This is a genomic window from Mesorhizobium sp. M0152 (assembly GCF_040322415.1).
Classification (GTDB): domain Bacteria; phylum Pseudomonadota; class Alphaproteobacteria; order Rhizobiales; family Rhizobiaceae; genus Mesorhizobium.
This window is the reverse complement of the sequence record NZ_JAMYTH010000001.1, coordinates 112,864-129,171: the sequence shown is the minus strand read 5'-3', so window position 1 is coordinate 129,171 and position 16,308 is coordinate 112,864. Positions and strand designations below refer to the sequence as shown.

At 61.2% G+C, this 16,308-nt stretch carries 15 protein-coding genes and 1 tRNA gene; 1 reads left to right on the top strand and 15 read right to left on the bottom strand.

The annotated features are described in order from the left end of the window. Positions 1-41: 41 nt before the first annotated feature. Both NKJ26_RS00600 and NKJ26_RS00595 read right to left on the bottom strand, forming a co-directional pair. Positions 42-1,103 carry a glycosyltransferase family 4 protein gene (locus NKJ26_RS00600; protein WP_352692938.1) on the bottom strand — a complete coding sequence of 354 codons (1,062 nt, stop codon included), beginning with the start codon at positions 1,101-1,103 and terminating at the stop codon, positions 42-44. A 294-nt stretch (positions 1,104-1,397) separates the two neighbouring features. Continuing rightward, positions 1,398-1,473: transfer RNA gene (locus NKJ26_RS00595), tRNA-Lys, on the bottom strand. Positions 1,474-1,765: 292 nt separating this feature from the next. Between NKJ26_RS00595 and NKJ26_RS00590 the strand changes: the two genes are divergently transcribed. Beyond that, positions 1,766-2,230, top strand: coding sequence for a BA14K family protein (locus NKJ26_RS00590; RefSeq protein WP_352599298.1), 465 nt, complete (start codon positions 1,766-1,768; stop codon positions 2,228-2,230). A gap of 93 nt (positions 2,231-2,323) precedes the next feature. Here the strand turns inward: NKJ26_RS00590 and NKJ26_RS00585 are convergent, their stop codons facing one another. The 13 genes from NKJ26_RS00585 to NKJ26_RS00525 all read right to left on the bottom strand — a co-directional run bounded on the left by NKJ26_RS00585 (position 2,324) and on the right by NKJ26_RS00525 (position 16,264). Next, the gene (locus NKJ26_RS00585) at positions 2,324-2,821 is read right to left on the bottom strand and encodes a DUF6882 domain-containing protein (RefSeq protein WP_352692936.1); all 498 of its coding nucleotides are present in this window, start codon (positions 2,819-2,821) and stop codon (positions 2,324-2,326) included. Between the two features lie 28 nt (positions 2,822-2,849). Continuing rightward, complete coding sequence (gene glpK, locus NKJ26_RS00580) at positions 2,850-4,343, bottom strand: glycerol kinase GlpK (protein WP_352692934.1); 1,494 nt, start codon at positions 4,341-4,343, stop codon at positions 2,850-2,852. 92 nt (positions 4,344-4,435) lie between these two features. Continuing rightward, positions 4,436-6,163 carry an ABC transporter substrate-binding protein gene (locus NKJ26_RS00575; RefSeq protein WP_352599292.1) on the bottom strand — a complete coding sequence of 576 codons (1,728 nt, stop codon included), beginning with the start codon at positions 6,161-6,163 and terminating at the stop codon, positions 4,436-4,438. 85 nt (positions 6,164-6,248) lie between these two features. Beyond that, a complete protein-coding gene (locus tag NKJ26_RS00570) occupies positions 6,249-6,536 on the bottom strand; it encodes a DUF2160 domain-containing protein (protein ID WP_352692932.1) in 288 nt (95 codons plus the stop codon). 68 nt (positions 6,537-6,604) lie between these two features. Next, positions 6,605-7,525: a carbohydrate ABC transporter permease gene (locus NKJ26_RS00565; RefSeq protein ID WP_352692930.1), complete on the bottom strand. Its 921-nt coding sequence runs from the start codon at positions 7,523-7,525 to the stop codon at positions 6,605-6,607. A gap of 1 nt (position 7,526) precedes the next feature. After that, positions 7,527-8,393: a carbohydrate ABC transporter permease gene (locus tag NKJ26_RS00560; protein ID WP_352692928.1), complete on the bottom strand. Its 867-nt coding sequence runs from the start codon at positions 8,391-8,393 to the stop codon at positions 7,527-7,529. After that, on the bottom strand, positions 8,394-9,461 hold the full coding sequence (locus NKJ26_RS00555; RefSeq protein WP_352599284.1) for an ABC transporter ATP-binding protein: 1,068 nt from the start codon (positions 9,459-9,461) through the stop codon (positions 8,394-8,396). It lies immediately after the preceding gene. 9 nt (positions 9,462-9,470) lie between these two features. Continuing rightward, positions 9,471-10,550 carry an ABC transporter ATP-binding protein gene (locus NKJ26_RS00550; RefSeq protein ID WP_352692926.1) on the bottom strand — a complete coding sequence of 360 codons (1,080 nt, stop codon included), beginning with the start codon at positions 10,548-10,550 and terminating at the stop codon, positions 9,471-9,473. Between the two features lie 42 nt (positions 10,551-10,592). Further along, the gene (gene glpD, locus NKJ26_RS00545; protein ID WP_352692924.1) at positions 10,593-12,119 is read right to left on the bottom strand and encodes a glycerol-3-phosphate dehydrogenase; all 1,527 of its coding nucleotides are present in this window, start codon (positions 12,117-12,119) and stop codon (positions 10,593-10,595) included. Between the two features lie 116 nt (positions 12,120-12,235). Beyond that, complete coding sequence (locus NKJ26_RS00540) at positions 12,236-13,003, bottom strand: DeoR/GlpR family DNA-binding transcription regulator (RefSeq protein ID WP_027025153.1); 768 nt, start codon at positions 13,001-13,003, stop codon at positions 12,236-12,238. Positions 13,004-13,126: 123 nt separating this feature from the next. Continuing rightward, positions 13,127-14,539: a pyridoxal phosphate-dependent decarboxylase family protein gene (locus tag NKJ26_RS00535; protein WP_352692922.1), complete on the bottom strand. Its 1,413-nt coding sequence runs from the start codon at positions 14,537-14,539 to the stop codon at positions 13,127-13,129. A 69-nt stretch (positions 14,540-14,608) separates the two neighbouring features. After that, positions 14,609-15,340, bottom strand: coding sequence for a proteasome-type protease (locus tag NKJ26_RS00530; protein ID WP_352692920.1), 732 nt, complete (start codon positions 15,338-15,340; stop codon positions 14,609-14,611). Positions 15,341-15,469: 129 nt separating this feature from the next. Then, the gene (locus NKJ26_RS00525) at positions 15,470-16,264 is read right to left on the bottom strand and encodes a transglutaminase family protein (protein WP_352692918.1); all 795 of its coding nucleotides are present in this window, start codon (positions 16,262-16,264) and stop codon (positions 15,470-15,472) included. Positions 16,265-16,308: the final 44 nt, after the last annotated feature.

Here is a 16,308-nt window from a genome sequence, read left to right as displayed (position 1 = left end):
AAGAGGATTGTCCCGTGCTCGTTTCTGAACGGGGTGCGGTGTTATGAAGCTTTGATCTCGTCATCGCTGCTGTTCATCCGAGAATAGGCCGCGACATAATCCCTGGCCATCCTGTCGGCTGAAAACCGCCTTTCGAATATCGCTCTTATTCGTCGCCTGTCGAGTTGCAGAAGAGCCGGCATTGCAGCGACGGCATCTTCGATTGTCTCTACGACGAACCCGGTCGTGCCATGATCGATTATCTCGGGCATGGCGCCGCAACTCCAGGCCATGACGGGGGTTCCGCACGCCATCGCCTCGATCACGGCAAGCCCGAACGGCTCCGGCCAATCGATGGGAAACAGCAAGGCGGCAGCATTGCCGAGAAACCTGCTCTTCTGCTCCTCGCCGATCTCGCCGACATATTCGACGCGGTCACCGTCGATCATCGGCTGGATGACTTCCTCGAAATAGGCGCGGTCGCCGTCGCCGATCTTGGCCGCGAGTTTGAGCTTCAGCCCGGTGCGCCTGGCGATCTCGATTGCCCGGTCCGGCCGCTTGTCGCGCGACATCCTGCCCAGGAAAGCCAGATACACACCATCCGAACCAGCCTCGAAATCGGGCTCGTAGATGTTGAGCGGCAAGCCGTGGTGGATCGTAGCCAGCCAGTTCGCGGAGGCAAACCGAGCCCTCTGGCTGCGCGATATGGAAATCATCGGGAAGCGTGGGAACCGGTCATAGGCCTGTGCGAGGTCCGCGTAATCCAATCTGCCATGCGGCGTCGTCACCGTGCGGTGCGGCATGTGGCGAAAAAACGGGAAATGCAGGAAATGGCTGAGATGGAAGTGAATGACATCAAAATCGTCGGCCCGTTTCCTCACCTCGTCGAGCATCGACAGATGCGCCGCGATTTCCGACTTCAGCGGGCGGGGATCGAGGCGAAGCGCCCGTTCGCGGCAAGGCACCAGCCGGGCAGAGGTCTTCGTATCGCCGCTGGCGAACAACGTCACGTCGTGGCCGAGTTCGACGAGCGCTTCGGTGAGATAGGAGATGATGCGCTCGGTGCCTCCATAGAGTCTCGGCGGCACGGATTCATACAGCGGCGCGACATGGGCGATCTTCATTGGCCTGCGTTCCCTCAATGAGCTGGTCACAGGCGAAAATGCATCAGCGGCGGGATCGTTCCTCGATAATCGCGAAGATGTGTCGAGCATGCGGGCAGTTCCGGCGACGGGATTCAGCAATTTAACAAAATCAATGGCTTACAGAATCAACCCTGCAAGAGCCGCACGATCTGTCGTGTCGTCACTGACGGAGTGGTTTTTAGAAGTCGCGCGGATCGCGAAAAAAATCGCGCGGTTCAGGTTTTGGTCCAAACGCCAGGACACCTAAGCCACTGATATTTAACGTTAAAATAGTGGTGAGCGCGATGGGATTCGAACCCATGACCTACTGATTAAAAGTCAGTTGCTCTACCGGCTGAGCTACGCGCTCCCGCGGGCTCGAAAGGCCGCCCTCGAAATTGCGCGGAACATAGGGAGAGTGCCGCGGCCGGTCAACCGAAAAAGATCGCTTGCAGGCCGGGCTTTTCCGCGGTCTTGCAGCGCCCTTTCGATCTGCCCCGGCAAGGCGGGATTGCCCTTCGAAATTGGCTTCTCGTGGCAGGTCAGCAGCGGGAGCTATCGCAAATCAGCGGCTTGGTATTTTTCCCGGAACAATTGCAAAGGACGCCCGTTCCCCTGCCACAAGGGACAGGCAATCCACCTTCGAATCGAGGAGCAGAACGATGAACAGAATCGCATCAGGCTTGTTGGCCAGCGTGCTATCTCTTTCGTTTGCCGCGGCGGAGATCGTGCCAGTCAACGCGCAGCCAAATTACACGCCGCTTGGCCAAGGTCTCTCATCGGATGTGCAGACCGTGCAGTACCGGGAGTGGCGCAGGCACCGCACCTTCAATCGCGACTTTTCCCGCAACCGGGTCTATTCGCGCAACGATGACATGTATTGGCGCGGGCATCGCGGCTATCGCGAATACCGTCCGGGCTATCGCCGCCACGGAGATTTCTGGTTTCCGCTGGCTGCCTTCGCCACCGGCGCGCTGATTACCGGCGCAATCGCCAACCAGAACCGCGTCTATCGTGGCGATGGGCACGTGCAGTGGTGCTATGATCGCTATCGGTCCTATCGGGCGTCGGACAATACGTTCCAGCCGAACTACGGTCCCCGCCGTCAGTGCGTCTCGCCCTACTGAGCGCCAGCAGCAGGGTCGTTGCCCGAGCCCGTGCCTCGACGGCATGGGCTCTGTCGGCTGCTCGGATCTGGGCCTGAAAGAAGCGAGCCCGGGTCAGTTCGCCCAGTCGATGGTCTTCAAGATCAGATACAGGCCTCCGCCATCACCGCGCGGAGAACGGTAGGCTCCAGGCGCGTTGCAGATTCGAACCATCGCTGCCGTCAGCTCCCAACCGAGCGCTTCCAGGTCGTTGCCTGCATCCGCCACATACGCCTGGGCCAGTTCGTCGATGCCGTTCTCCTCACCAAACGATCGAACCAGCTTTGCGTCGCTAAGGATATCGCCAGGCAAGTTTGAATTCGACCACGCCCAGAGCCAGTTGCTGGCCTTGGTGCTGGTCGAGCCTGCGATCTGGATCTTGGCGACGACCTTGACCACCCCTTTCTCGGAAAACAGAAGCTTTCCAGCCGTGAGGTCGTAGTCATAGCGTGCCCAAGTGCCGAGATGGAAATCTCTCTGCAAACCCGCATTCTTGACATTCAGCTGTTCGATGGCTTCATCGCGCCACGCAGGATACCAGCCTGGCTTCGTTGCCTCTCGCCTGACACTCACCGCCCGATCGCTCCTTGTTGCATGCCTCTTATCGCACGCTCAGCGTCCTTCGCACAGCATCTCGCCAACCGGCAATCTTGGCGGAACGTGTCGAAGCGTCCATGTCCGGTTGAAACCGCCGTTCAAGCGCCCAAGTCTTGGCGAATTCCTTGGCCTTTGGCCAAACACCCGCCTTCGAGCCGGCCAGCCACGCGGCGCCGAGCGCGGTCGTCTCCAGAATGATCGGGCGATCGACCGGGGCATCTAGGATGTCGGCAAGTCTCTGCATGGTCCAGTCGGAGGCCACCATGCCGCCATCGACGCGAAGCACGGTCTTGGCCGAGGCGCCCTTCCAGTCCTTGCGCATGGCGTCGAGCAAGTCACGGGTCTGGTAAGCGACGGCTTCGAGGGCCGCGCGGGCAAACTCCGCCGGGCCGGAATTGCGGGTCAGCCCGAAAATGGCGCCGCGCGCCTCGGCATCCCAATGCGGTGCGCCCAGGCCCACAAAGGCCGGCACCAGGTAAACGTTCTGGGTTGGGTCGGCCTCGGCCGCAAGTCCGCCGCTTTGCTCGGATTTGCCGATCACCTTGATGCCGTCGCGCAACCATTGCACGGCTGCGCCGGCGATGAAGATCGACCCCTCCAGCGCATAGGTCGTCTTGCCGTTCAGCCGGTAAGCGATGGTGGTCAGCAGCCGGTTCTTCGAACGCACCAGATCGCTGCCGGTATTGAGCAGCGCAAAACAGCCGGTGCCATAGGTGGATTTCATCATGCCCGGCTCGAAACAAGCCTGGCCAATGGTCGCGGCGTGCTGGTCGCCGGCGACGCCGAGGATTCTTATCCCGGCACCAAACAGGTTTTTCTCCGTGATTCCATAGTCGTCGGCGCAGTCCTTCACCTCCGGGAGCAGTTTCACCGGGATATCGAGGATGGCCAGCAATTCGTCGTCCCAGGCATTCTCCGCGATGTCGTAAACCAGCGTACGCGAGGCATTGGTGGCGTCGGTGGCATGCACCTTGCCGCCGGTCAGCCGCCAGATCAAAAAACTGTCGATCGTGCCGGCGAGCAATTCGCCCTTCTCGGCGCGTTTCCTGGCGCCTTTAACCTTGTCGAGCATCCAGGCGATCTTGGTGCCGGAGAAATAGGGATCGAGCAGCAGGCCGGTCTTGCGGGTGAACTTCTTCTCCAGCCCCTGCTTCCTGAGCTTCTCGCAAAGCGGCGCGGTGCGCCTGTCCTGCCAGACGATGGCGTTATGGATCGGCTTGCCTGTCGTCTTGTCCCAGATGACGACGGTTTCGCGCTGATTGGTGATGCCGAGCGCCGCGACTTCGGAAGCATTGCGGCCCGCGGTCCTCAGGGCGGTCTTCACCGTTGCCACAACGCTCGACCAGATCTCTTCCGGATCGTGCTCGACCCAGCCGGACGCCGGGTAATGCTGAGTGAATTCCTGCTGCCCGCTGCCTGCGACTTTCATCTGGCCGTCGAACAGGATCGTCCGGGTCGATGTCGTTCCCTGGTCGATTGCCAGCACAAAACCGCTCATTCCACGTCCTCCGCCTCTATGCAAAGAAGGGAGACGGCAATGAGCCGCCTCCCCCGATTTTACACGGACGCGAACGTCCGCTCAGAACGGTCCTACTTCTGCCAGCTCTTCACCAGTTCGTCGTAGTTGATGGTGATCGGCTTTTCCTTCTCGTTCTCGATCTTCAGCTGAGGAGCGAGATTGCCCTTCTTGACCGCGTCGGCGTTCCAGTAGGCGAGGTCATGCTCTTCGGCCATCTTCGGGCCGATATCGCCCTGGACGCCCGACTTTTCGATGCGGGTCATGACCTTTTCCTGCTCGCCGCAAAGCGAGTCCATCGCTTCCTGCGCTGTCTTGGCGCCCGACGAAGCGTCGCCGATCGCCTGCCACCAAAGCTGTGCCAGCTTCGGATAGTCCGGCACGTTGGTGCCGGTCGGCGACCACTGCACGCGGGCCGGCGAACGGTAGAACTCGATCAGACCGCCGAGCTTGGGCGCACGTTCGGTGAAGCTCTTGTCGTGGATCGTGCTCTCGCGGATGAAGGTCAGGCCGACATGGCTCTTCTTCACGTCGACGGTCTTCGAAGTGACGAACTGCGCGTAAAGCCATGCGGCCTTGGCGCGGTCGGTCGGCGTCGACTTCATCAGCGTCCAGGATCCGACGTCCTGATAGCCGAGCTTCATGCCGTCCTTCCAGTAGACGCCGTGCGGCGACGGCGCCATGCGCCATTTCGGCGTGCCGTCGTCGTTCAGCACCGCCTTGGCGCCGGCGTCGACCATCGACGCGGTGAAGGCGGTATACCAGAAGATCTGCTGGGCAACCGCGCCCTGAGCCGGCACCGGACCCGATTCGGAGAAGGTCATGCCCTGCGCTTCCGCCGGTGCGTAGGCCTTCAGCCAGTCGAGATATTTCTGGATCGAATAGACGGCAGCCGGGCCATTTGTGTCGCCTCCGCGGGCCGTGCAGGAGCCGACCGGTCGCGAATTCTCGTCGACCTTGATGCCCCATTCGTCGACAGGCAGACCATTCGGGATGCCTTTGTCGCCATTGCCGGCCATGGACAGCCAGGCGTCGGTGAACCGCCAGCCGAGCGACGGGTCCTTCTTGCCATAGTCCATATGGCCGTAGACCTTCTTGCCGTCGATCTCTCGACCGGTGAAGAACGCGGCGATGTCTTCATAGGCCGACCAGTTGACCGGCACGCCGAGATCGTAGCCGTACTTCGCCTTGAAGTCCGCCTTGTTCTTCTCGTCGTTGAACCAGTCGTAACGGAACCAGTAGAGGTTGGCGAACTGCTGGTCGGGGAGCTGATAGAGCTTCTTGTCGGGTGCCGTCGTGAACGAGGTGCCGATAAAGTCCTTGAGGTCGAGGTTCGGATTGGTGACATCCTTGCCCTCGCCCGCCATCCAGTCGGTCAGGTTACGCACCTGCTGGTAACGCCAGTGCGTGCCGATCAGATCGGAATCGTTGACCCAGCCGTCATAAAGGTTCTGGCCGGTCTGCATCTGGGTCTGGATCTTCTCCACGACGTCGCCTTCCTGGATGACGTCGTGCGTGATCTTGATCCCGGTGATGGCGGTAAAGGCCGGCGCCAGCACCTGCGATTCATACTGGTGCGTGGCGATGGTTTCGGAGACGACCTTGATGTCCATGCCGGCGAAAGGCTTGGCCGCGTCGATGAACCATTGCATTTCGGCTTCCTGATCGGCGCGCGAGAGCGTCGAAAGCGGACCGATTTCCTTGTCCAGGAAAGCCTTTGCCTCATCCATTCCGGCATAGGCATTCCCCGCCCCCAGCAATAGGACCAAGGCCGTCGTCGATGTTAGAAATTGCCGTCGCATGTGTTTCCTCCACTTTTACACGTTCAGGTTTAAAGTGCGATCTGGATCGGTCGCCTGCGCGCGGCCGCTCCAACAGTTTCCCCCTCTATACGTAGCGGAACACGCCGACGGCGTAGACTACGGAGAGAGCGAGAGCCCACCATAGGTTGGGTCCGACAAGACCCAGCCAAGCGAGATGAATAAAGGCGCTGCCCAGCAGCGATAGGAAAAGTCGGTCGCCGCGCGTCGTCTCGAAGCGCAGCACGCCGACGCGCGGATTGCCGCCCGGCGAGGCATATTCCCAAGTCGCCATGCCGCAGAGCAGCAGAAAGATGGTTCCGAAGAAAGCCGCGGTCGGCCAGGTCCACGCCATCCAGGAGAGGTCGAGATTCATGGGTCAGATGCTCCCCAGTGCAGTGCCGCCGGCGATCGTGTCGAGGACGAACCCGTGCATTCGTTTCATCAAACCCTCCCCAGAGCGAAGCCCTTGGCGATGTAGTTTCGCACGAACCAGATGACGAGTGCGCCAGGGATCAGCGTCAGCACACCGGCGGCGGCCAGCAGGCCCCAGTCCATGCCGGCGGCCGAAACCGTTCGGGTCATGGTGGCGGCGATCGGCTTGGCATCCGTGGTCGTCAGCGTGCGGGCGATCAGCAATTCGACCCACGAGAACATGAAGCAGAAGAAGCAGGCGACGCCGATGCCGCTCGCGATCAGCGGCATGAATATCCGCACGAAGAAGCGCGGGAACGAATAGCCGTCGATATAGGCGGTCTCGTCGATCTCCTTCGGCACGCCCGACATGAAGCCTTCGAGGATCCACACCGCCAACGGTACGTTGAACAGGCAATGCGCCAGCGCGACGGCGATATGCGTGTCGATCAGGCCGAATGCGGAATAGAGCTGGAAGAACGGCAGCGCGAACACCGCGGGCGGCGCCATGCGGTTGGTCAGCAGCCAGAAGAACAGATGCTTGTCGCCAAGGAAGCGATAGCGCGAGAATGCATACGCCGCAGGCAGCGCAGCCGCGACGGAAATCACCATGTTCATAACCACATAGGTGATCGAGTTGATGTAGCCCGAATACCAGGACGCATCGGTGAAGATGGTGACGTAGTTGGCGATCGTCGGTGAATGCGGATAGAGCGTCAGCGACGAGACGATCTCCGCATTCGTTTTGAAGCTCATGTTGATGAGCCAGTAGATCGGCAGCAAAAGCACGACGATGTAGAGCGTCGGTACGATCCACCACCAGCGCGATTCCTCGCCACGCCGCCGCATGCGCCTATCGAGTTCGCTCTGCGACAGCGAGCTCGCGAGGCCTTCCGAGCTTGCCGTCCCGTTCACCGCGTTGCGCTCGGTCCGTTCGTTGGCGCCGCTCATCTCAGCGCTCCGCGTCGTAGTTGGTCATCACGGTGTAGAACACCCATGACAACAAGAGGACGATGAGGAAGTAGACCAGCGACATGGCCGCCGCCGGACCAAGATCGAACTGGCCAAGTGCCGTCTTGACGAGGTCGATAGACAGGAAGGTCGTCGAATTGCCAGGACCGCCGCCGGTCACGACAAAAGGTTCGGTGTAGATCATGAAGCTATCCATGAAGCGCAGAAGCACGGCGATGAGCAGCACGCGCTGCATCTTCGGCAACTGGATGTAGCGGAACACCGCCCAGCGCGAGGCGCCGTCGATCTTGGCCGCCTGATAGAAGGCGTCGGGGATCGAGACCAGGCCGGCGTAGCAGAGCAGCACGACCAGGCTCGTCCAGTGCCAGACATCCATGATGATGACGGTGACCCAAGCATCGAATGAGTCCTGCACATAGTTGTAGTCGATGCCCAGAGCATTGACGTAATAGCCGAGCAGACCGATGTCGTTGCGCCCGAATACTTGCCAGATGGTGCCGACCACGTTCCACGGAATGAGCAGTGGCAAGGCCATCAGCACCAGGCAGACCGGCACGCCCCAGCCCTTCTTCGGCATGTTGAGGGCGATGAAGATGCCGAGCGGCACCTCGATGGCCAGGATGATGAAGGAGAAGATCAGGTTGCGGACCATCGCCTCCCAGAAGCGGCTGGACGAGAGCAGCTCCTCGAACCACTCCGTGCCGGCCCAGAAGAAGACATTGTTGCCGAACGTGTCCTGCACCGAATAGTTTACGACGGTCATCAGCGGAATGACGGCCGAAAACGCCACCAGCACCAGAACCGGCAGCACCAGGAACCAGGCCTTGTTGTTCCAGGTCTTGTCCATCTACGCCCCCATCTCGACACGCCAGGAATCGGCATAGATGTTGATCCCGGCGGGATCGAACCGCACCTTCGGTTCGGCCGCCACCGTCTCGTCCTCGCCGATGATCGCCGCGATATCGCGGCCCTCCAGCTTGGCGCGCACCACCTTGTGACGGCCGACATCCTCGACCTTGCTGATAGAAACGGCCATGCCGTCGCGACCAAGGCGCACATATTCGGGACGGATGCCGAGCTCGACCGCGCCGCCGGCGGCCTTCGGCACACCCGGCAACTCGATGCGTTGCGAGCCGAACGTCGCCGTCTTGCCGGCGACCGTGACCGGCATGACGTTCATGCCGGGCGAACCGATGAAATAGCCGACGAAGGTATGGCGCGGGCGCTCGAACAATTCCGCCGGCGTGCCGATCTGCACGATGCCGCCATCATACATGACCACCACCTGGTCGGCGAAGGTCAGCGCTTCGGTCTGGTCATGGGTGACATAGACCATGGTGTAGCCGAAGCGGCGGTGAAGCTGCTTCAACTGCGAGCGCAGCACCCATTTCATATGCGGATCGATGACGGTCAGCGGTTCGTCGAACAGAATGGCGTTGACGTCGGAGCGTACCAGACCGCGGCCGAGCGAAATCTTCTGCTTCTGGTCGGCGGTCAATCCCCTCGCCTTCCTCTTCGCCCAGTCGGCCAGGTCGATCATCTCCAGCGTCTCGCGCACCTTGCGGTCGACATCGGCCTCCGGCACGCCGCGGTTACGCAGCGGAAAGGCCAGATTGTCGTACACGGTCATCGTGTCGTAGATGACCGGGAATTGGAACACCTGCGCGATGTTGCGCTCTTGCGTCGACAACCTGGTCACGTCCCTGCCGTTGAACAGCAATTGCCCGTGCGAGGGATGAAGCAGGCCCGAAATGATGTTGAGCAGAGTGGTCTTGCCGCAGCCGGACGGCCCGAGCAACGCATAGGCGCCGCCATCCTCGAAGGTATGATGGACTTCCCGCAGCGCGAAATCCGCATCCGTGCGCGGGTTCGGCAGGTAGGAATGCCTGACATGGTTGACGTCGATGCGCGCCATTTCTACCTCCTACGCGGCCAGCTTCGGCGCGGCCATGGCGCGGCCATGCTCGTCGAAGACCATGATGTGGCGCGGGTCGATGAACACCTCGACCATCTCGTCTATCTCGAAATGGCGGATGCCATGGGTCAGCATGACCCAGCGCGCATCGGCGAAATCGAGATGGATGAAGCTCTCCGACCCGGTGATCTCGGTGATGGTGACCTTTGCCCGTACCGGCACGGCGCCAGCGTTGGGTCGTTCGAGCGAAAGATGATGCGGCTGGAAGCCGATCGTATAGTTGCCGTCGACGACGGCGACGAGTTCCGGTGGCACCGGCAGCTCGACCCCGCCCTCAAGCAGGAAAGCCGGCCCCTTCTTGGCCAGAACGATGGTGTTGAGCGGCGGATCGGCGAAGGTTCTTGCCGTTACAAGATCGACCGGCTTGCGGAACACCTCGATCGTCGGGCCGAACTGGGTGACGCGGCCTTGCGACATCGTCGCCGTGTTGCCGCCGAGCAGCAGTGCTTCGTGCGGTTCGGTGGTGGCGTAGACGAAGATGGTGCCGGCGGCGGCGAAGATCCTCGGCAGTTCGGCGCGCAGTTCCTCGCGCAGCTTGTAGTCGAGATTGGCGAGCGGCTCGTCGAGCAGCACCAGGCTGGCATTCTTCACGATGGCCCGCGCCAGCGCGGTGCGCTGCTGCTGGCCGCCCGACAGGCTGAGTGGCGTGCGGTCGAGATAGGGCGTCAGCTTGAGCAGGGCAGCTGCCTCGCGCACCTGGCTGTCGATCCTGGCCCGCTCGACGCCGGCCACCCGCAGCGGCGAGGCGATGTTGTCATAGACGGTCATCGCCGGATAGTTGATGAACTGCTGGTAGACCATGGCGACATTGCGCTTCTGCACCCGCGTGCCGGTGACGTTCTGGCCATCGAACCAGACCGAACCGGACGTCGGTGCGTCGAGGCCGGCCATCAGCCGCATCAGGCTGGTTTTTCCCGACAGCGTCGGTCCGAGCAGGACGTTGAGCGAGCCGTGCTGAAGCGTCAGCGACACGTCGCGGATATGTTCGGCCGCACCGACGGCCTTGGTGACGTTCCTCAGTTCCAGCATGATGCCTCCTCCCAGGCCTTCCGCATCAGCTTCCAGCCTTCTTCATTCCGCGGCCGCGACATGCCGCCGGCTTATGCCGCGCATGAATTCATCGAGCGCCGTTACCTGGTCGCGGCCGAGATGCAAGCCGCGCTTTGTCCGGCGCCACAATACATCCTCGGCCGTGACAGCCCATTCGTTTTCAACGAGGTAGCGCACCTCGGCCTCGTAAAGGTCCGCGCCGAAACCGCGGCCAAGGTCGGCGTTCGACTTGGCAAGGCCAAGCAAGGCGCGGGCTCGGGTTCCGTAAAGCCGGGTCAGCCGGCGGGCGAGGCGCAAGTCGAGAAAAGGATAGGCCAGCTTCAGTTTCGCCACTTCGGCGTCGAAACCGGTGGCCGGAAAATCGCCACCAGGCAGCGGCGCATCCGCCGTCCACGGTTTACCGCGCTTGCCCAGGAAACCCTCGATCTTCTCCAGCATCGATTCCGCCAGCCGGCGATAGGTGGTGATCTTGCCGCCAAAGGCATTGACTATCGGCGCGGCACCCTCGCCGCCATCGGCCTTCAATACATAGTCGCGCGTCGCCTCCTGCGCCTTCGACGCGCCGTCATCATAGAGCGGACGCACCGCCGAATACGTCCAGACGATATCCGAACGCTTGACCGGTTGCGCGAAATATTCGCTTGCCGCGGCGCAGAGGTAATCGACCTCGGTGTCGCTGATCTTCACATCGTGCGGATCGCCGGGATAGTCCCGATCGGTCGTGCCGATCAGGGTGAACTCGTCCTCGTAGGGAATGGCGAAGATGATGCGGCCATCCTTGTTCTGGAAGAAATAGGCGCGCGGGTCATCGAACTTCTTTGCGATGACGATGTGGCTGCCTTGCACGAGACGAACATTGTGCACGTCGTTGAGCCCGACCACACCGGAAAGCACATGGTCGACCCACGGTCCGGCAGCGTTGACCAGGAGCCGCGCCTTGACCGCTTCGGTCTCGCCGCTCAGCAGGTTCTCGATCTGGATCGTCCAAATTCCGTCATCGCGATGCGCGGCCACAACCTTGGTGCGGGTCCGGATCGTCGCGCCACGGTCGGCGGCGTCGCGTGCGTTCAGCGCCACCAGCCGCGCATCGTTGACCCAACCGTCCGAATATTCGAACGCCTTTTTGAACAATGGTTTCAGCGGTTTGCCGGCCGGGTCGCGGGCCATGTCGAGAGTCCTGGTCGCCGGCAGCAATTTGCGCCCGCCAATGTGGTCGTAAAGAAACAGGCCGAGCCGGATCAGCCAGGCCGGGCGCAGACCCTTGGCATAGGGCAGCACGAAGCGCATCGGCCAGATGATATGCGGCGCGTTCTTCCACAGAACCTCGCGTTCCATCAGCGCCTCGCGCACCAGACGGAATTCATAGAATTCAAGGTAGCGCAGACCGCCGTGAATAAGCTTGGTCGAGCCGGAGGAGGTCCCGCTGGCGAGATCGTTCATCTCGGCTAGGAAAACCGAAAACCCGCGGCCGACGGCATCGCGGGCTATGCCGCAGCCATTGATGCCGCCACCGATGACGAAAATGTCATGGATAGGAGATGCGCTCACCGGTTCCTCCACGATTTCGCATTGCACCATTTTGATCTTTTTGCGAAACCGTTATGGAATTATTTCGAACTCATAACGAATGTCAAACGAAATATCTCGGAGGCAGCAAAAACACCTCAGCCGAGCGAGGTCTCAATAAGCTGGACCTCGGCTTCCTGACAAATCTTGCGCACCGACGGGATGTCGCAACGATCGGTGATGAAAGTGTTGACCTGCGACAGATGGCCGATGCGAACGGGTGCCGTGCGCTCGAACTTGGTCTGGTCGGAAACCAGGATGACGTGTCTCGCATTGGCGATGATGGCTTGCGCCACCTTGACCTCGCGAAAATCGAAATCGAGCAACGCGCCATCATGGTCGATGGCGGAAGCGCCGATGACGGCGTAGTCGACCTTGAACTGCCTGATGAAGTCGACGGCGGCCTCGCCGACGACACCGCCGTCCGAACCGCGGACGACACCGCCGGCGATCACCACCTCGATCGAAGGATATATGCGCATCCTGTTGGCAACATTGATGTTATTGGTGATGACCATCAGGCCGTCGTGATCGAGCAGGGCTTTGCTGACCGACTCCGTCGTAGTGCCGATGTTGATGAACAGCGAGGCATTGTCGGGGATCAGCCTGGCCGCCGCCCGGCCGATCGCTTCCTTCTCATCGGCGGCGATCTTGCGCCGCGCCTCGTACTCCATGTTCTCTATGCCGGACGGGAACAACGCGCCGCCGTGGATGCGGGAAAGCAGCCGCTGGTCGCACAAATCGTTGAGATCCTTGCGTATGGTCTGCGGCGTCACATTGAAATGGGTGGCCAGATCCTCGACCAGCACACGACCATGATCCTTGGCCATCTGGATGATTTCGGCATGGCGTGGTGACAGATACATACGACGACCTCCCGTTTTCGTTTTTCTTGTCTATAGCCGAAAACGAAACCAATGAAAAGGCAGAAGCCGGCTAATGAAAATCACATGGCCGCAAAGGCAAACCCTTGCGCAATTCCCGGCCGGCTAGCTCATGCCGCGCGCGATCTCGACGATGACCGCGAAAGCGGTGTCGACGTCCGCTGCCGTCGTCTCGAACTGACCGACCTGAAAGCGGATCGCGACGCGCCCGCCCACCCGTGTCTGCGTCAGATAGATCCGGCCATCATCATTGATCGCGTTGACCAGGCGAAGGTTGTGGTCATCCTCATCGACTTCCGCCGCAGCCAGATGCCGGAACGAAAATAGCGACAGCATCGGTTCGGTGACGATCTCGAAATCCGGCTCCCCGGCCAAGCGCGCGGCAAGACCCTCGCTCCAGGCGACGTGATTGCGGATCATGTTCCGCAGGCTTTCCAGCCCGTAGGCTCGCAGCAGGAACCACAATTTCAGGGCGCGGAACCGGCGCCCGAGCGGCACCGACCATTCGGAATAGTTGATGATGCCGTCGCGGCCATGCGTCTTCAGGAATTCGGGCTTGATCGCCAGCGTGCGAACGAGATCCTCCGGCCGGCGGATGAACTGCATCGAGCAGTCGAACTGCGCGCCCAGCCATTTGTGCGGGTTGAAGACGATGGAATCCGCCTGCTCGACACCAGCCCAGAAATGCCGGTACTCCGGGCAGATCATCGCCGAGCCGGCCCAGGCGGCATCGACATGCAGATAAAGCCCGTGCCGCCGGGCGATATCGGCAACGCCGGAGATGTCGTCGGTGCCGCCGGTGCTGGTGCCGCCAACGCTGGCGATAATGCCCGCAGGCACCATGCCGGCCTTCTGGTCGGCGACGATCGCCGCTTCAAGCGCCTCCGTGTCCATCGCCCGAAAACGGCCGGTGACAGGGATACGCACCAGATTGTCCTCGCCGATGCCCGAAACCCAGATCGCCCGGTCGATCGACGTGTGCACCTGATCCGAAGAATAGATGCGCAGCTTCGCCTGCCCTGCCAGGCCTTGTTTGTTGCCTCGCCACTCCAACGCGCGCTCGCGCATGGTCAACACCGCCGCCAGCGTCGCCGACGAGGCCGAATCCTGGATCACGCCGGAGAACCCGTCCGGCAGGCCTAGCGCCTGGCGCGTCCAGTCGACAGTCCGTGTTTCGAGCTCTGTCGCCGCCGGTGATGTCTGCCACAGCATGCATTGCGCGGCCATCGCCGAAACCAGATATTCCGCCACCACCGAGACCGGCGCGGCATTGGCAGGGAAATAGGCGAAGAAGCGCGGATGCTGCCAATGCGTCATCCCCGGCACGATCTTCTCCTCGAAATCGGCAAAGATCCTGTCCATCGGTTCCGCGCCTTCGGGCGGCGATGCCTCGATGCTGCGGAAAATGTCGCCCGGCTCGACAAGCGGCCGCACCGGCCGCTCGCGCAGGCTGTCGCGATAGTCAGCACCCCAGTCGGCGGCGCGCCGCGACCATTGCCGGAATTCAGTGTTGTCCATCGTGTCCTCCCGACATGATCGCCTCGCCGACGTCTTCCGGCCGGCTTTAGATTCTTCTGCGACTGCCCCCTATCCCGGAAAATCCGGCAGGCTGGCAAAGGCCGCCTTAAGCGCATTCGACCAGCCATCCGAGACGATGCGGTAATACTGGTCGTCCTGGCCGATTCGCTTGTTAAGGCCGACTTTGAAAGCGTCGTTCTCCAGGAAAAGCAGGTCGAGCGGCAGGCCGACCGACAGGTTCGATTTCAGCGTCGAATCAAACGATACCAAAAGCAGCTTCACCGTCTCGGCCAGGCTCATCGTTCGCTCGTACGCGCGTATGATGATCGGCTTGCCGTATTTGGTCTCGCCGATCTGGAAGAACGGCGTGTCGTCGGTCGATTCGATGAAATTGCCTTCCGGATAGATCATGAACAGGCGTGGTGCACTGCCCTTGATCTGGCCGCCAAGGATGAACGACGCGTTGAAATAGGAATCGGCCTTGTCTCCGGACGGAGAGGAATGGGCGATGACGTCCTTCACCGTGTCGCCGACCATCCGTACCGTCTGGTACATCGATGGCGTTTCGAGCAACGTCGCGTGGCGATCCGCCACGGCCTTGGTGCGTTCGTCCAACTGGCTGATCACGGCTTGCGTCGTCGCCAGATTGCCGGCAGACATCAGCACGATCACGCGCTCGCCTGGCACTTCCCAGACATGCATCTTCTTGAACGTGGAGATCGAATCCATGCCGGCATTGGTACGCGTGTCCGACATGAACACGAGCCCGTGATCGATCTTCAGGCCGACGCAATAGGTCATGAAATCTCTTCTAGAGCGTTCATCGCTTCACGGAAACGCAGAACCGCTCTAACTCCTTGTTTTGACGCAACTCCGGAGGGAAACCGTTTCACACTTTCCTGGAATTGCTCCAGCGGCAATCCCAGGGGATTACTGCTCCACCGTGACGGTGACCGCAAGCTGTTCTTCCGCCTGTCCCAGTCGAATTCCCGACACCGGCGTGGCGTCGCGGTAGTCGCGGCCAGTTGCCACTTTCACATAGCGCTCGTCGGGCGAAATGCCATTGGCGGCGTCGAAGGCAACCCAACCGAGACCCGAAACATGGGCCTCGGCCCAGGCATGACTTGCCGCTTGCTCGACCGTCGCGTCGAGCATCAAGTAGCCGCTGACGTAGCGGGCCGGATAGCCCATGGCGCGCGCGGCGGCGGCAAAGATATGGGTGTGATCCTGGCAGACGCCGGTTTTCAGCGCCAAGGCTTCCTCTGCCGGCGTCGTCGCGTTGGTGGTGCCTGGCGTGTAGGCGACGCGCTCGCCGATGACAGCCATCAACCGGTGCAGCCTTTCGATGTCGGTGCCCTTGCCGACCGATGCGGCGAGTTCGCGAACCCCGCTGCCAATCGTCGTCAATGGCGTTTCATGGCTATACAGCCAGAGCGGCGTAAAACCCTGATGCGGTCCGGAGACGCCTGACGTGTCGCGTGTCACCACTTCGCCCGATGCCTCTACCGTGATAAAATCGCGCTCGCCCTCGACGCTCAACAGTCTTGTGTCATTACCGAAATGATCAACGAAGCGGACCTCCTCGCGCGCGCCCTCGATGTTCAGCGCCCAGGATAGAACGGTCTGCGTCGATCCGCTGACCGGAAGCAGCCGTAACCGCTGCAGCAGATAGTGCACCGGCGCATCGTAGCGGTATTCGGTCCGGTGGGTGATCTTCAGCCGCATGCACTATTTCCCGCTTGCGAGCATGATCTCGTGCCAGGTTCCAC